Annotated in this window: 10 protein-coding genes and 1 pseudogene; 5 read left to right on the forward strand and 6 right to left on the reverse strand. The window is 66.7% G+C overall.

The genetic code is table 11. The features are described from left to right. From AC0L6Y_RS12890 to AC0L6Y_RS12910, 5 genes and pseudogenes are all read left to right on the forward strand, one after another. Positions 1–2,532, forward strand: a pseudogene (locus AC0L6Y_RS12890) (hypothetical protein); the annotation flags it as partial. Beyond that, positions 2,465–3,352: a hypothetical protein gene (locus AC0L6Y_RS12895; RefSeq protein ID WP_473558723.1), complete on the forward strand. Its 888-nt coding sequence runs from the start codon at positions 2,465–2,467 to the stop codon at positions 3,350–3,352. The pseudogene AC0L6Y_RS12890 and the gene AC0L6Y_RS12895, both read left to right, overlap by 68 nt. Positions 3,353–4,092: 740 nt before the next feature. Continuing rightward, positions 4,093–4,299, forward strand: a complete 207-nt coding sequence (locus AC0L6Y_RS12900) for a MobC domain-containing protein (RefSeq protein WP_473558728.1) — start codon at positions 4,093–4,095, stop codon at positions 4,297–4,299. Beyond that, entirely contained in the window at positions 4,296–5,915 is a 1,620-nt protein-coding gene (locus AC0L6Y_RS12905; RefSeq protein WP_473558734.1) for a relaxase/mobilization nuclease domain-containing protein, read from the forward strand. The genes AC0L6Y_RS12900 and AC0L6Y_RS12905 overlap by 4 nt, the downstream gene beginning before the upstream one ends. Positions 5,916–5,944: 29 nt before the next feature. Beyond that, a complete protein-coding gene (locus tag AC0L6Y_RS12910) occupies positions 5,945–6,754 on the forward strand; it encodes a hypothetical protein (protein ID WP_473558739.1) in 810 nt (269 codons plus the stop codon). Positions 6,755–6,819: 65 nt separating this feature from the next. On the opposite strand, the gene AC0L6Y_RS12915 is transcribed toward AC0L6Y_RS12910, so the two are convergent. Genes AC0L6Y_RS12915 through AC0L6Y_RS12940 form a run of 6 tightly spaced genes read right to left on the reverse strand, consistent with a single transcriptional unit; the run spans position 6,820 to position 14,105 of the window. Beyond that, positions 6,820–7,356 (reverse strand): DUF4913 domain-containing protein, encoded by a 537-nt coding sequence (locus AC0L6Y_RS12915; protein ID WP_473558744.1) that lies wholly within the window; start codon positions 7,354–7,356, stop codon positions 6,820–6,822. A 2-nt stretch (positions 7,357–7,358) separates the two neighbouring features. After that, the gene (locus AC0L6Y_RS12920; RefSeq protein WP_473558747.1) at positions 7,359–9,119 is read right to left on the reverse strand and encodes a type IV secretory system conjugative DNA transfer family protein; all 1,761 of its coding nucleotides are present in this window, start codon (positions 9,117–9,119) and stop codon (positions 7,359–7,361) included. 13 nt (positions 9,120–9,132) lie between these two features. After that, positions 9,133–10,650 carry an ATP/GTP-binding protein gene (locus AC0L6Y_RS12925; protein WP_473558752.1) on the reverse strand — a complete coding sequence of 506 codons (1,518 nt, stop codon included), beginning with the start codon at positions 10,648–10,650 and terminating at the stop codon, positions 9,133–9,135. After that, positions 10,650–12,146, reverse strand: a complete 1,497-nt coding sequence (locus AC0L6Y_RS12930) for an SCO6880 family protein (RefSeq protein WP_473558758.1) — start codon at positions 12,144–12,146, stop codon at positions 10,650–10,652. Before AC0L6Y_RS12930 ends, AC0L6Y_RS12925 begins: the two co-directional genes overlap by 1 nt. Further along, positions 12,139–13,404, reverse strand: a complete 1,266-nt coding sequence (locus AC0L6Y_RS12935; protein WP_473558764.1) for a hypothetical protein — start codon at positions 13,402–13,404, stop codon at positions 12,139–12,141. The genes AC0L6Y_RS12930 and AC0L6Y_RS12935 overlap by 8 nt, the downstream gene beginning before the upstream one ends. After that, positions 13,389–14,105: a DUF8175 domain-containg protein gene (locus tag AC0L6Y_RS12940; RefSeq protein ID WP_473558769.1), complete on the reverse strand. Its 717-nt coding sequence runs from the start codon at positions 14,103–14,105 to the stop codon at positions 13,389–13,391. Before AC0L6Y_RS12940 ends, AC0L6Y_RS12935 begins: the two co-directional genes overlap by 16 nt. Positions 14,106–14,110: the final 5 nt, after the last annotated feature.

The raw sequence follows: 14,110 nt of genomic DNA on the forward strand, positions 1-14,110 counted from the left end.
GGAGCGGTCTGGATCGACGCCGCGACTCATCAGCAGTTCCTCAACGAGATCCTTCAGGACCGATACGTCCGCGTTGAGAACCCTGTTGCCGGCATGTGGACAGTCACTGGCGGTGTTCGCCAGTCCGTGCGCGCCACCAACGAGTGGGGCACCGATCGTCGGCCCGCACAGGACATCGCACAAGCGCTCATGGAGCAGCGCGCTCTGATTGTGCAGGACGAGATCGAAGGCAGCGACGGGCGCAAGACTCGGGTGACCAACCCGGTCGAGACGTCGGCGGCGCAAGAGAAGGCCCGCGAGATGCAGGAGCGATTCTCCGAGTGGGTATGGGAAGACCCCGAGCGAGCGCAGCGACTCACCGAGGAATACAACCGCCGATTCAACTCGATCGTCCTCCGGAACTACACGGGCGCTGGTGACTACCTGACGCTCCCGGGCATGGCCGCGAACTTCTCACCTCGGCCGCACCAGCGTGACGCTGTTGCGCGCATGATTGCCGAACCCGCTGTTGGACTGTTCCACCAGGTGGGTGCCGGCAAGACCGCCGAGATGGTGATCGGCACGATGGAGCTCAAGCGGATGGGCCTGGTCAAGAAGCCTGTCGTCGTTGTCCCGAACCACATGCTCGAGCAGTTCGGTCGCGAGTGGCTCCAGATCTACCCCCAGGCGCGCATCCTGGCCGCAGCAACCAGCGATCTTGCTGGCGATCGCCGTCGCATGTTCGTAGCGCGCGCGGCCGCGAACGACTGGGACGCGATCATCATGACGCGGAGCGCGTTCGAGCGCATTCCGCTGTCGGCAGAGAACGAATCCCGCTACATCGCTTCTCAGGCCGAGGCGCTGCGCGCCGCCCTTGAGAACGACGAAGCGAACCTCTCCGTCAAGCGCATCGAGCGTGCTGTTGTTCGTCTCGAAGAAGCCGCCGCGAAGCTTCTCGACCGGCCGCGCGACCCCGGCCTCACCTTTGAAGCTACGGGAATCGACTACGCGGTAGTCGATGAGTTCCACGGGTACAAGAACCTTCGGACCGAGAGCAACATCCAGGACGCTGCGATCACTGGCGCGCACCGTGCCAGCGACATGCACATGAAGCTCGAGTATCTGCGTTCGCAACACGGTGCGCGAGTCGTCACCGTGGCGACCGCCACGCCGATCGCGAACTCGATCACCGAGGCGTACGTCATGCAGCGCTACCTCCGACCCGACCTGCTCGAAGCGGCCGGCATCGGCAGCTTCGATGCGTGGGCGGCCACCTTCGGTGAGACGGTCACCGACATGGAGATGGGTCCCACCGGGAGTGACAGCTTCCGTATGAAGACCCGTTTCGCCAAGTTCCAGAACGTGCCGGAGATGCTCCGCATGTGGCACGTGTTCGCGGACGTGAAGACCGCCGAGGATCTCCAACTGCCGACACCGGCACTGCGCGCTCGCCCCGATGGCGAGCGTGCGCCGGAGACTGTCGTGCTTCCCGCCACCGAGCAGTTGCAGTCGTACATCGCAGAACTCGGAGAGCGTGCAGACCTGGTGGCGGGTGGAAGCGTCCAGCCGACCGAGGACAACATGCTGAAGATCTCCACCGATGGCCGGAAGGCTGCGCTCGATATGCGCATGGTCAACGAGTGGGGAGATCACGGCGAGGGCGTCAAGTTGAACGCCGTCGCAGCTCGTATCGCGGCCGAATGGCGCGCCACGCGCGAGAACATCTACACGGACGTCACGACGGGCGAGGAATCCCCTGTACGCGGTGGACTTCAGCTGGTCTTTGCCGACCTCGGCACGCCTTCAGATGAACGCTGGGATGCGTACAACGAGCTCGCGCTGCTGCTCACGCAGGAGGGGCTCCCGCGTGAGTCGATCCGGTTCATCCATGACGCACGGAACGACGCCGAGAAGGCGCGACTGTTCGCGGCCGCCCGCGCCGGCCACGTCGCGGTGCTGATCGGCTCGACGGAGAAGATGGGCGTCGGCACGAATGTGCAGGCCCGCATGACGGCGATGCATCACGTCGACTGCCCCGTGGCGCCCGGCCGACGTCGAGCAGCGCGACGGACGCGGTGTTCGACAGGGCAACCAGAACGACGAGATCGCGATCTACCGGTACGTCGTCGAGGGGAGCTTCGACTCTTACATGTGGCAGGCAATCGAAAGGAAGGCACGGTTCATCGCGCAGATCATGCGCGGCCGCCTCGACGTGCGCGAGCTCGAAGACATTGGCGACACCGCGCTGTCGGCGTCCGAGGCCAAGGCGCTCTCGTCGGGGAACCCGCTCCTGCTGGAGAAGGCTGTGGCCGACAACGAGCTCGCGCGGCTCGAACGGCTCTCGCGCGCCCACTCTCGTGGACTCAGCAGTCTGAGCCTGACGCGCGAGGTCGCAGCCGACAAGATCAACTTCCTGGAGAGTCAGCTCGCTCTGCTCGAGGTTGCCGCCACGCGCGCCGAGGACGTGAGCGGCGACGCCTTCCGCATGAACGTCAACGGGACCGTGTGCACCACACGCACCGAGGCCATGCACGCGATCGCGGACTGGGCTAACACGGCTGGCTTGCGCTACGAACCGATCCGCTCCGAGAGGGACTTCGGCAAGATCGGGTCGATCGCCGGTTTCGACGTGCACGCGCAGATGCAGACGCGCGTGGACTACGGGAAGCCGAGCTACGTGTCCATCAAGCTCGCTGATGTCCCGCGTTCAGGACTTGCCTTCGAGCGGGACGAACTGTTGCAGCCGGGAGTCGGCGTGGTGCGCTCCATCGAGAACCGCACCACGTCGATCGAGCGCAGCATCCGTGAACTGCGTCAGGATCTTGAAGCGCAGGAGCGCACGATCGCGGAGGCCGACGATCGTCTGCACAAGCCCTTCGGTCAGGCTGACGCTCTCGCGGCCGCGCGCGCTCGCGCCAAGGAGGTCGACGACCAACTCGCCGCCATGCACGCGGAGCAGGCGCGAGCCAAGGCTGCGGAGTCATCCAACTCCAACGCCGACGTCAACGTCGCGCGCGCCGGTTTTGCGCAGCCTGCCAGCCGCGGCTCTGAGCGCCACGACCGCAGGCCGTGTGGCGTCGCGCGAAGCGGCACAGGACGGTGGCCCCGAACTCACCCGCTAGCGCGGTTTCGTTCACCTTCCACCTCCCTCCCTGCCCCCCAACACATGCTGAACGTCGCGGCGCCGGGCGGGTGTCAAGGGTGCCCCGCAGGGGCATCGCGTGCGACGCGAAGCGCCCTTGATACCCGCACAAGCCGATGGCACAATCTCCCGGCATGGGGGGCAGGGGACCCGGCACGATCTTGCCTCGACAAAGGAAGCGGCCCCACCGTCTACACGGTGGGGCCGCTTCCTTCCTGGGGCAGTCGTTAGAACTGATTCTCGCCGCTCGCGACGACGCCGGTGGGCGGCGTCGAGCGCGGCTTTCGCGCGGCCTTCGGACGCGCGCCAGCCGGCGGCTTGAGGTCGCGCAGGTCGCGCTCGGAGAGCCCCGCGTCGAGCGCGGACTTGTACGCGGCCGCCCACTTGCCGTTCGCGTCATCTCGAGGCGACTCTGCGCCTCGGTAGCGGTGTTCGCTGCTGCACCTAGCTCGTGCACAGCGTCCACCTTGGACTGGATGCGTGCTTCCTCGTCGCGGCGCGTCTTTTCAGCCAGCGCGGCGACGTCGATTCCCTTAGCCATGCGTCGATCCTACGGCTCGTCGCGGCACGCGAACAACAGCCACTTCAGCCCTCGCGAGCGAGGGGCCTGATCCGGTCACCCGGTGGGGGGGACCGGAGCAAGCTATAGACTTAGCACGGCTAAGTCGGGCTTGGTGCTGGACTGGGGCGTCCATCACGGGCATACTTGCCCTATCGGGCCGTATGGTCCCCGCCGTTATGGCGGGTTCGCTGCGCTGGGCCAGGAGGAAGGAGAGTCGCGTGAACGACCAGAGTTCTCGACGGCTGCTCGGCCGCCGTCGCCGCGCGAATGTTGAGGGCGGCCGCACCATTCGCCACGAGGTGAAGGTGACGCCCGAAGAAGAAGCTCGACTGCTTGGTGCAGGGCGCATGCACAGCAAGTCACCGTGCCCCGACTCTTGGTGGAGTCGGCCTTGAACCGAGGCGACGGCATGACGATCACCGAGCGCCGTCAGCTTGCCGTCGCGCTCAATGAGTTCTCCCGATTGCTCGGCACGATCGCGAACAACGCGAACCAGTTGGCGAAGCATGCGAACACGGAGCACGAGATCCCGGCATGGGCGCTCGATGTGGTCACCGACTACCGCGAGATCCGCCCGCAACTTCGCGAGCTCGTCGCGCGGCTGGTGTCGTCGTGATTCCGAACATCACGCGCGGCGATCGGTTCGGCGGACTCATGTCGTACCTGTTCGGTGAAGGACGTGAGAACGAACACACTGATCCTCACGTCGTCGCCGGGGATGCGGAGACGTTCGTGCTGTTTGGCAGCCGGCCGTTGGACAAGGCGGACCAGCTGATGTTGGGCGCGGAACTTGATCTCGCGCGCGTCACGACGGGGACAGAGGTCACGCGCCTTCGCCGCGTGAATGGTGCAGACGGCAGCGTTGCGACGCTTGAGCGGCGCGCTGCGCATGTGTGGCACTGCTCGCTCTCGCTTCGCTCGGAGGAAGGTCAGCTGACGGATGAGCGCTGGCAGGAGATCGCGGAGCAATTCGTCGAGCGCATGGGTTTCACTGACGCAGACGGGCGTGCGCCCTGCCGTTGGGTTGCTGTCCGTCATGGACTCAGCAAGAACGGAAACGACCACGTTCACCTGGCCGTTTCTCTCGTGCGTGAGGACGGCACGAAGGCAAGCGTGCACAACGACTTCTCGCGCGCGCAAGCGGTGGCTCGTGAGCTCGAAGTCGAGCACGGTCTGGAGGTCACTGGCGATCGCGCGGAAGGGCTCGGTACTCGAGGTGTCTCGCCCGCCGCGCTGAACGCTTCCGAGGGTCGCGGGGCGTCGACGCCCGACGTCGTGCGTCTTGCTCGAGGCGTGCGCGCCGCTGCTGCGGCCGCTGCCGATGAGGGCGAGTTTGTGCGCCGCTGTCGGCGCAACGGTCTTCTCATTCGGCCCCGGTTCGCGCAGGGGCGGACGGATGTTGTGGTCGGGTACTCCGTGGCTCTGCGACCTGTCGATGGAGATCCGGTGGTGTGGCATGGCGGCGGCAAGCTCGCTCGCGACTTGACGCTTCCGCGTCTGCGTCAAGACTGGGAAGACTCGCTCGACAGTTCCACTGTGGCGATCGCGGAATGGCGCGCTGCCTTCCAGGGTGAGCGGCCCGTCTCGCCGGGACGCGAGTTGGCGGAACCCGACCCGCGCCTGTGGGCTGAGTACACGTCGGAGATCGCCTCGCTTCGCGGTCGCCTCGCAGACGTTCCCGTCGACGATCATGCACAGTGGGCCGAGGTTGCGCGCGACACTGCCGGCGTGTTCGCGGCATGGTCGCAGCGCGTTGAGGTTGAGCCTGGACCGCTCGCAGAGACGTCCGCTGAGCTTGCTCGCGGCGCCCAGTTGCGCGCCCACGCGGTCAAGCCCCGCAGCACACCCCGCGCGACCGCAGGCGGGCTGGCGCTCCTGGTCGCGGCATCGACGATGAAGGGCAACTCGCCGATGGCTCACGCGCTTCTTCTGCGTGAGCTCATGCGGACGGCACAGGCGCTGGCCGAGATGACGGTGGCACGCGGCCATGCCCGTAGGGCGGCGCAGATGGAGCAGGTTGTGCGTTCTCGACTTGCCGAGGTCGCACAGGCTCTGCCTCGCGTGCCGGGGGCCATCCGAGACGGTGCCGTTGACCCGGCACTGGAAGAAATGCGACGCTTCGATCGCGGCGACGTCCAAGGTGTGCGCACTGTTGGTGACGCGCCTGGTTCGCACCGCGCAACACGCCCCGTCAGCGACGACGCTGCGCGGGATGAAGACCTCGACAGGTAGCCGGGGAGAGGGAGAAAGGGGGTACTGCAATGGACCAGTCCGATGCAGTGGATGACGCGCTCGGGGACATGCTCCGAACGAGCCTGATGGCGAGCGGGCGCATTGGGGAGCAGCTCGCGCGCATGCGCGAGAACAGCCTTCGCCACGCGGAGGCCGAGAGCGCTCAACGTGCACGTGAGCTCCAGAGTCGACTCGACACTGAACGGCTTGCCGCGCGCGCACAGCTCGAAGCCGTGTCGCGTGCTGAGTGGTGGGATGCGGCGCAGCCCGACGAGGTTGCGGAGATGTGGCAGGTCGCGGCCGCGTGGCGTGGCCAAGACCCGCAGATCGCGAGCACGTCCGAGAAGATGCGCAACGAGATTGAGCGTCGCTGGAACATCGACGCGAACGCTCCTGGAGCGTCACCGGAGAAAGTCCGGGAGCACCTTCGCCGGATGGTCGAGTCCTCTCAGCTTGCAGCCGAGGAACGTGCTCAGGCTCGCCGCGCCGAGCAGGAGGCTGCGGCGCTCGTGCTCGAGGCGGAAGCGATCGAGAAGGACATCGCCTACAACGAGTCCGAGGGCCTTGCCGACACCCCCGCAGTCGAGCGCGACGTGGCGGCCGCGACCGCGCTGCGCGATCGCGCGGCCGCGCTCCAGGCCGACGCGGAGCGTCACGAAGGTGCGGCCGCCAAGTACGACGCGGCCACCGTGAGCGAAGCCACGGAGGCTCGCGGTACGGCGGATGAGGGACAGGCGTTGCCGCCCACGCAAGCGACGGCCGCAGCGACTCCGAAGACGCCGGCGAAGCGACGCCGGCCGTCTGCCGCCGTGAAGAAGGAGCAGGCAATCTCGCGGTAGTCGAACCGCACCACAGAACGAGGCCGAGTCCCCACGGACTCGGCCTCGTTGGTGTCTACGACGGACTAGAAGTGTCCCGCTGGCACAGGGTCGGTTGGTAGTTGGCGATCGCGCTCTGCCTGGTGCACACCCTTGCGGCAGTGCTTGAACGGTCCGTCCTCCGACAGAAGCATCCGCATGTGCGGGTCCGCGTGCATGAGCCACCAGTTCGACCCACCTTCACCGGGGTCCAATCTGAGCAGTTCCCACGCGCGCCACATGGCTTCGAGCCGCGCGATCGCCTCGCTGTGCAGCCACCAGCGGGGGCACCAGCGGATCGCCCCGGAGTCGACGTCTCGGCGGTAGATCTTCACCAGGTACTGCTCCACGAAATCCTCGAGCCGCGCAAAGCGCAGCTCCGGTGCCTCGGGAGTCGTGTCGGCGGTGAGGGCACTCACCATGCCGTCTAGCTCGTCGACGACGGCGGCCTCTGCGTCAGCGGCCACCAGGCGCGCTCTGAGCGCCACAAGGCGCTCCGCGAGCCCTTCAGGTGCGCGCGTTCCTGCTGGGCGCTCCTGGCGGCCGTCAGCGCCTTCAAGATCGGCTGCCCAGTCGTCTGTCATCGCTACTTCACCTCCACGGTCGGTCGCAGGTCCATCGGCGGCTGCGGCTTGACGTCGAAGGCGTCGGCCGCCACGTTCGCTCCCGACAGCTCGCGTGCGTGAGGGCCGTCCATCCAGGGCACGGTCCGCACGAGAATTGCCGGTGTTCCTGAGTACAAAAGCACCGCGCGGCCGCGCGGCATTGATCGGAGATCGGACACGTCCAGAATGCGTTCGGTGCGCGCCTGGTACGAACTCGAGCCCCCGGTCGAACTCCGCGTGATCGAGCGCGAGTTGAGTTCGAAATCTCCGATGAGTTGCGAGAGTGCCCCCAGGAACTGTTCTTCGTCGACGCCGCCCAAGTACAGCTTCGCGTTCGAGGCTGTCCAGAGTTTGCGCATGCCGTCTTGCCCCCACACCTCGACGCCCTGCGACCAGGATTGCAAGATCGTCATGATGGAGATCCCGCGCGAGCCGTAGTGGCTGTAGAGGTTCGGCAGGTTCTGCCACGGGCACACGTTCGCGGCCTCATCCAGTACGAGCAGCAGCGGGTCACGCAGTCGCCCGCCCATGCTGATCGCGTAGCGCTCGGCCGCTTCGGTGACCGCGATTGTGAGGGCCGTGACGATCGGCGCGGCCGAGCTTCCACCCTCCTTCGAGAGCAGGTACAACGTGCCGTTGCTCCGCGCGAAGTCCTCCGCCGAGAACTCCGGTCGGTCGGGTCCGTCGCCCCGCTCCACCCACCGCATCGCGTCGTTGTTGATCATGAACGACATGACCTGTTGCGCGGTGCCGTAGATGCCACCCTTCTGCTTCTCCGGTGCCAAGATGATCTGCTTCACCGACGCGGCCGCCTTGACGTCGTTGTGTCGATCGAGAATGAACGCTGGCTCGTCCTCGCTCACATCCGTCAGCCAGTAGTACACCTGCGAGAACGGGCGCTGTTCCCGCGCGGCCGCGAGCAGCATCCCCGCGATCAACGTCTCGGCCGAGGCGTCGAAGAACGCCGAGCGCCCCTCGCCGCGCTCCTTCGAGACGAAGGAGAACAGCTTGGCCATCTCCAACGCCTTCACCTCATCCGTCACGAACGTCAGAGGGTTCCACCACCAGGTCGGCGGCTCGTCGGCCACGCCTTGAGGGTCGAACACCCAGACCTGCCCCGCATGCGCGGCGCGGTACTGACGTGTGGCATCCACCACGTCTCGCTTGTTCGACGTGGTGACCACAGCAGCCGGCGCGTCCGCAATCGCCGGGATCACGAGCGAGGTCGTCTTGCCGACACGTGGCCCCGCGATCGCCGCGCTCACGTCCTCCCACGACACCACCAGGTCCACACCACCCGCCACCGCCTTGCCGACGAAGACGCCCGGCGCTCCCTTCACTCCGAGGCGATCCGCTTTCTTCCGTGCTCCCGCTCGCGTCGCATCGAAGATGTCTCGCCCGCTCCCCATGTAGCGAGCAGCGCGGTCCACTCGTGGGCGCCGCCCAAGCACTCGCGCGATCGGTATTCCGATCACCAGCGAGATCGTCAGGATGCCAGCGAGTAGCGCTACGAGCACCACCGTCGATTCTGTGGGCCACTCATACTCGCCGCTCAGAATCCCGACGAAGAACGCGAATGCCGGCACCGACGTCTCAGGCGGAATCCCCGCCCACTGTCTGCCGAGGTAGACGGCCGCGACGAAGGCGGCGACAACCGCCACGCCGATTGCAGCCGTGGCTATCTCCGGCAGGTATTGCCCCAGTCCCGCATCTGGGCCGCGACGTCGTGACGGTGCGCTCATGGCATGCTCTCTCTCACTCTCCGACTACACGTAGCCGGGGTCGATCGTTGGTTGTGCGGGTGCTCCATGCCTTGTTCGTGTCGTTAACCGCGAGCTCGGCCGCCGTGAGCCTGACTTGCACCGGGATTCCCGGTCGGCCGCCGACTTTGATCAGGAACTTGCCCATTCCTGGTGGGTCCGCCACGCCGTGCTCGGAGTCCCAGCCAGGTGGCGTCTTCCACGACACGACCATGTCCTGTTCGGCCTGTGAGAACCGCACCACCTGTTGCAGCTTCGCCATCTCCGCGTCGGGCAGCCCTCCGCAGATGACAATGGCGGAACGCTCGATGAAGCCCTTGGCCATCGCCGTCTCGTGGCTGTTGGCCAGCTCGAGGTCGCTCACCGTGTGCGTGATCATCACCTGGCCCACGCCTCGTTGACGGTTGAGTCGCGTCAGCGAGTCGATGCGCTGCACCAGGCCCTGACCCACGCGCAGACTTTTCCAGATCTCGTCCATGACGATGAAGTAGTGCCGCTTCGGTTCGAGCTCCGCTTGCGCGAGTGCCTCGGCTACGCGAATCGTGCCGAAGCCATAGGACCAGCACGCGAGCAAGATCGCGGCCTGCAACTCGGGGTTGTTCTCACTCACCGTGGACACATCGAACACCACCGGCCGGTCCCGACGCATCGGCGTCGACGTCGGCTTCGAGAAGATGTCCCCGAATCGCCCAGAGCCGATCAAGCCCTGAAGCGTCGCCTCCAGGGCTTCCGTGATCTCCTGGTAGCGCTCCAGCTTTCCTCGCGACACCGCCATCAGTTGCAGCTCGGTCGGAGCGGACCGAATGATGTCCAGCAGATCCGAGAGCACGGGTACACCCTCGTGCTGCTCATCCAGCAGTTGGAGCGCTCGCTCAATGATCGCTTCCTCACGATCATCTGGCGGCTGACGTCGCGCGATTGTGATCAACGACGCGACCATCGTCAGCCGCAGATCGGCGGCTTCTGCCATCAGCCGGTCCGCCAGTTCCGTGTGGCCCGCTTCCCGCAATTGCGCTGCGGCCTCGATCGACTCGCCCGGATCGAGGACGTTTAGGTGCCCCCGTCCCGGTCCCAGTTCGATCACCTGACCGCCGAGCTCGCGAATCAGGTCAACGTGGTCCGGCTTCGTGTCGCCCAGCACTAGCGGCTGAACCCCTTGGTAGGTCAGGCCAAGCATCATGCGCCGAACGAGGCTCGACTTGCCCAGTCCAGGTAGCCCCAGCACGAACGCCGAGGGGTTCGACACGATCTTCGCGCGTGTGAACCACGAGATCGGGTCGCAGCCTACGGCCGCTCCTGTCGACAAGTGCAGGCCGAGCGGCACGCCGACGACCGGCGCGCCCGCGCCCGCCGCGAACGGGAACAGCCCGCACACCTGCACCGTCGAGCCGCGCCACTCAGGCGGCGCGTCGACGAAGCTCTGCGCGCCCCGCCCCGGGCCGAGCCACCCTCGCAGAGTTGGTCGGCGCGTCTGCGGCTCCCGCTTCGGTGTCGGTTTCGCCTTCCGCGCCATCAGCGCGTCCCCAGCGATGCCGGGACGAGCAGGTACTCCGGCAGAATCAAGCCGAGCGGCAACGAGCCAACGAACCCGGCGTCCTGCGAGCCGTTCATCGGCCGCAAGAACAGCCGCGCGCTGGCAGCGAGGTTCTCGATCGTCGCCTTCGCGTCCGGCATCCGGCTCTCGTCCAACACGGTCGCGGTGACGAGCATGCCGAAGTTCACCAGGCCCGCGCCGCGTGCTTCTTCGCGCGCCGTCGCAAGCACTTGTGCTTGCTCGGTGAGCGTGCGCATCAACGGGCGATGCGTCGAGGTCGAGCGGATCTCCGCCTGCCGGCGATCTTGCTCTGCAAGGTCCGCCGCGCGACCGGGGTCGATCGGGCGGTACAACAGGGTCACCCGCTTTCGATCGATCACGGCAGACGGCTCCAGCAGCCGCTGGAGCACGTTCGAGTACACCTCGCCTCGTGGCGCTTGTGACATCTGCCAGGTGCACGACAGGCCGGAGTCGTGCCTGTAGTAGTTCCAGCCCGCCTCGGCCCCCACGGGTCCGACGTCGCTCCAGCTGAGCCCCACCGGCTCCTTCGCCGCGCGCGCCTCCGCCAGCGGCGACGCCACGGCAGGGTCAAAGGCCACGCGAACGAACTCGCAGATCTCCTGTGCCGAGAGCGGGCGCACTGCCCCCGCACCCGTCGTCCCCAGCTGCTGCGTCATGAGTGCGAGCCGCGAGGCCAAGTCGTGTGCCACATCCTGCACCTTGCGACGCTGACCACCTTCACGGAGTTGCCCCTTGAAGGTCACCGCGATCAGCGCGCGCACCGTGGCCGACCCACGCGGGTACTCGTCCACAATCTGCGCCATCACCTGTTGCGCGAGCTCGGGCGGATTCTCCCCCCGGCTCGAGCGGACCTCCCGCCGCAAGCGGGTGCCGAAATCCGGCGCCGTCTCGATCGTCACCGACGCCGCCACGGCTCCCGGTTCGTTGGCGAGGGCACCCAGCCACTGGCCCCAGTGAGCCACCCACACGTCAACCTGCGACTGGTCGACCAACGATGCACCGTCCGGCTCGCCCTGGAAGACCACCGTGAAGTGGTTCTTCCCCGGCAGCTCGATCAGCCCGAAGGGCCGATCCCAGGAGTCCCGCCACTCCGTCAACTGGGTCTGCGCCGCCAGTCCCGGCAGTTGATTCTTCCCCCAGGGGGTGAACCCCATCGGTCCTGATCGATAGACGTTCTCCTTCCGCATCTTTGCGCGGAAGAAAGCCCAGCGTGCCTGCGATCGATTCATCAGCGACCTTCCGTGTTTATCGGTTCGAGACATCGCAAGGACTACCCCTGCGACGAGCAGTGCGTAGATGAGCGTCACCCACAGGTTCGTCACGAACAGGAGCACGATCCCTGGCACGAGTGACCCGAGCAAGAGCATCGTTGCCGCCAGGCTGAGGGTGCCGATGCCGCCTGCTCGCGGCCGCCGCCAGTTGCCGTAGGTGCGCAACGTCGTCGATTCAGCCACGGTTCTGCTCCCCTTCAATCGCACCTTCAGCGGCGCCGGTCGCGCCTTCTGAAGCGCCCTTGCCTGCCGAGGCGATCGACCCGGCTGCGCCGATCGCCGCACCTGCCGCCGTTCCTACTGGACCTGCGGCAGACCCTGCGGCCGCGCCGGACCCCGCGGCGGCCGCGCCGCTCGTGGCCGCCCCTGTAGAGGCGGCACCAGTCGCCGCGCTCCCGGCCGAGCTCGCGGTCCCCGCTGCGGTGCCCGACGTCGTTGCCGCGCCGCCACTCGCGCCGAACCCGCGCATTCCTCCCACCGCAACTGCGCCTGTCGCGGCCGCGCCTACTCCGGCACCAGCGGCACCGCCCACGCCGCCGCCACCCACTGCCGCGACAGCGGGCAGCACGAACCGCATGAGAGCCGGCAAGGCTGCAATCGCCACGCCCATGAGCATCAGACCAGCAAGCACGTTCATCACGGCTTGCCCGGTGAGATCCAGCGTCTGCTCGTCGTAGCTGAACACCCCATTGGCGATCAGCGCGAACGCGACGCCGTAGACGATCGCGGCCACCGGCTTGTACAGCAGGAACGCGACCAGCCACCCGCCGTACTTCTTGAGGAACGACCAGCCGGCGTCTGTGGACGCGAACGATGCCGCCAGCGGCAGCATCCCCGCCAGGAGTACGAGCATCACCATCCGCACCAGGATCAGAATCACCTGCACGACCGCCACCACAATCGCGATGAGCCCCAGGCAGATAACGATCACTGCACCACCGGGCAGATTCACCAGCGTTGCCAGTGCGGCCGCCATGTTCGCTCCGAAGTCGGACCCATCGGTCGACAAGTTCACGAACCAGGTCGAGAACTCATCGCCCGCGATGATGAGCAGCGAGAGCGTCGGGATCGCGGCCGCCGAAATCAGGACAAGCGTCACGAGGCCGCGCAGCACGTTCTGCAGGGGCTGTCCCTTCGCCGTCAACGCCATCCGAATGCCGGCGATAACGATCGAGACGATCGCGGCGATCGCCACGTAGAAGGCGAGGCCGTTCTGAATGAAGTCCACGACGTCCGAGTTCGACCCTGCGCCACCGGCCAGGTTCGGAGTCGGGATGTACAGCCAGAACGTTCCGAACGACGCCATGAGCTTGCCGAACGCTTCGGCCGTCGCTCGCGCGAACTCCGTGGCGGCATCGTTCGCCAGTTGGCTCACCACGCCGCCCAGACTGCAACTGAAATCGAGCGGGGCGCACGTGCCGTTCATCAGGTGCCGCTCCACGGCACGTAGTCCGCCAGGCTCGGCACCTGGCGGATCGGAAGCTCCGGCTGGCCGTTGTCCTGCACGACCACGCGCCAATCGCCCTCCAGCCAGATCAGCTTCGTCGGGATCGACGCGAGCGCGCCGCTCGCGTTGCGTCCCACGACATCCACCGTCACGCTCGTTGACGTGTACTCGCGGATCTCGAAGCCGACGAACTGCACGCCACCTTCGCCAGTCGGCGGGTTATCCGCTACCGCTTCGATTGCCGCCTCGCGCCCCAGCCCCGGAGCCATGAAGTATTCCGTCGCGGCCAGAGCGAGGTCGGGCATCGACCCTTGCGCATAGACATTTGCGACGGCGTAGAGCGCACCGACCGGGTTGTGTGCGAAGCATGTCCTCAACCCGTCATCCCGAACGAGTCCCGGCCCGAACTCGTCGGGGCTATCCGGCGTTGCGATTGTCCCCACGAGCACCCAGTCGGTGTCCGGTGCGCTCACCGTGGGCACCGACTGATCCCCGTCCGGCAGTCCGCACACGCTCGATGACGCATCCGCCTCAGCGGTGGAGCTCGACGTCGGCTGAGCCTCCGTTTGCCCGCTCGCGTTCGTGGCCACCACGGCCACGACGATGACCGCCGCGATCAGAATGGCCACCAGGAACACCCCAGCTGCGATGAACCACCGCCCGGAGGTGCCCTGCTCGTCACTGCTCGTGCTCATGGTCG

This window comes from Pseudolysinimonas sp. 10J20-29, assembly GCF_055809595.1.

Excerpts from the sequence above, each read along its gene's own strand:
- AC0L6Y_RS12895 (WP_473558723.1), top strand. The coding sequence starts at position 2,465 with ATGAACGTCAACGGGACCGTGTGCACCACACGCACCGAGGCCATGCAC.
- AC0L6Y_RS12900 (WP_473558728.1), top strand. The coding sequence starts at position 4,093 with ATGACGATCACCGAGCGCCGTCAGCTTGCCGTCGCGCTCAATGAGTTC.
- AC0L6Y_RS12910 (WP_473558739.1), top strand. The coding sequence starts at position 5,945 with ATGGACCAGTCCGATGCAGTGGATGACGCGCTCGGGGACATGCTCCGA.
- AC0L6Y_RS12915 (WP_473558744.1), bottom strand. The coding sequence starts at position 7,356 with ATGACAGACGACTGGGCAGCCGATCTTGAAGGCGCTGACGGCCGCCAG.
- AC0L6Y_RS12920 (WP_473558747.1), bottom strand. The coding sequence starts at position 9,119 with ATGAGCGCACCGTCACGACGTCGCGGCCCAGATGCGGGACTGGGGCAA.
- AC0L6Y_RS12925 (WP_473558752.1), bottom strand. The coding sequence starts at position 10,650 with ATGGCGCGGAAGGCGAAACCGACACCGAAGCGGGAGCCGCAGACGCGC.
- AC0L6Y_RS12940 (WP_473558769.1), bottom strand. The coding sequence starts at position 14,105 with ATGAGCACGAGCAGTGACGAGCAGGGCACCTCCGGGCGGTGGTTCATC.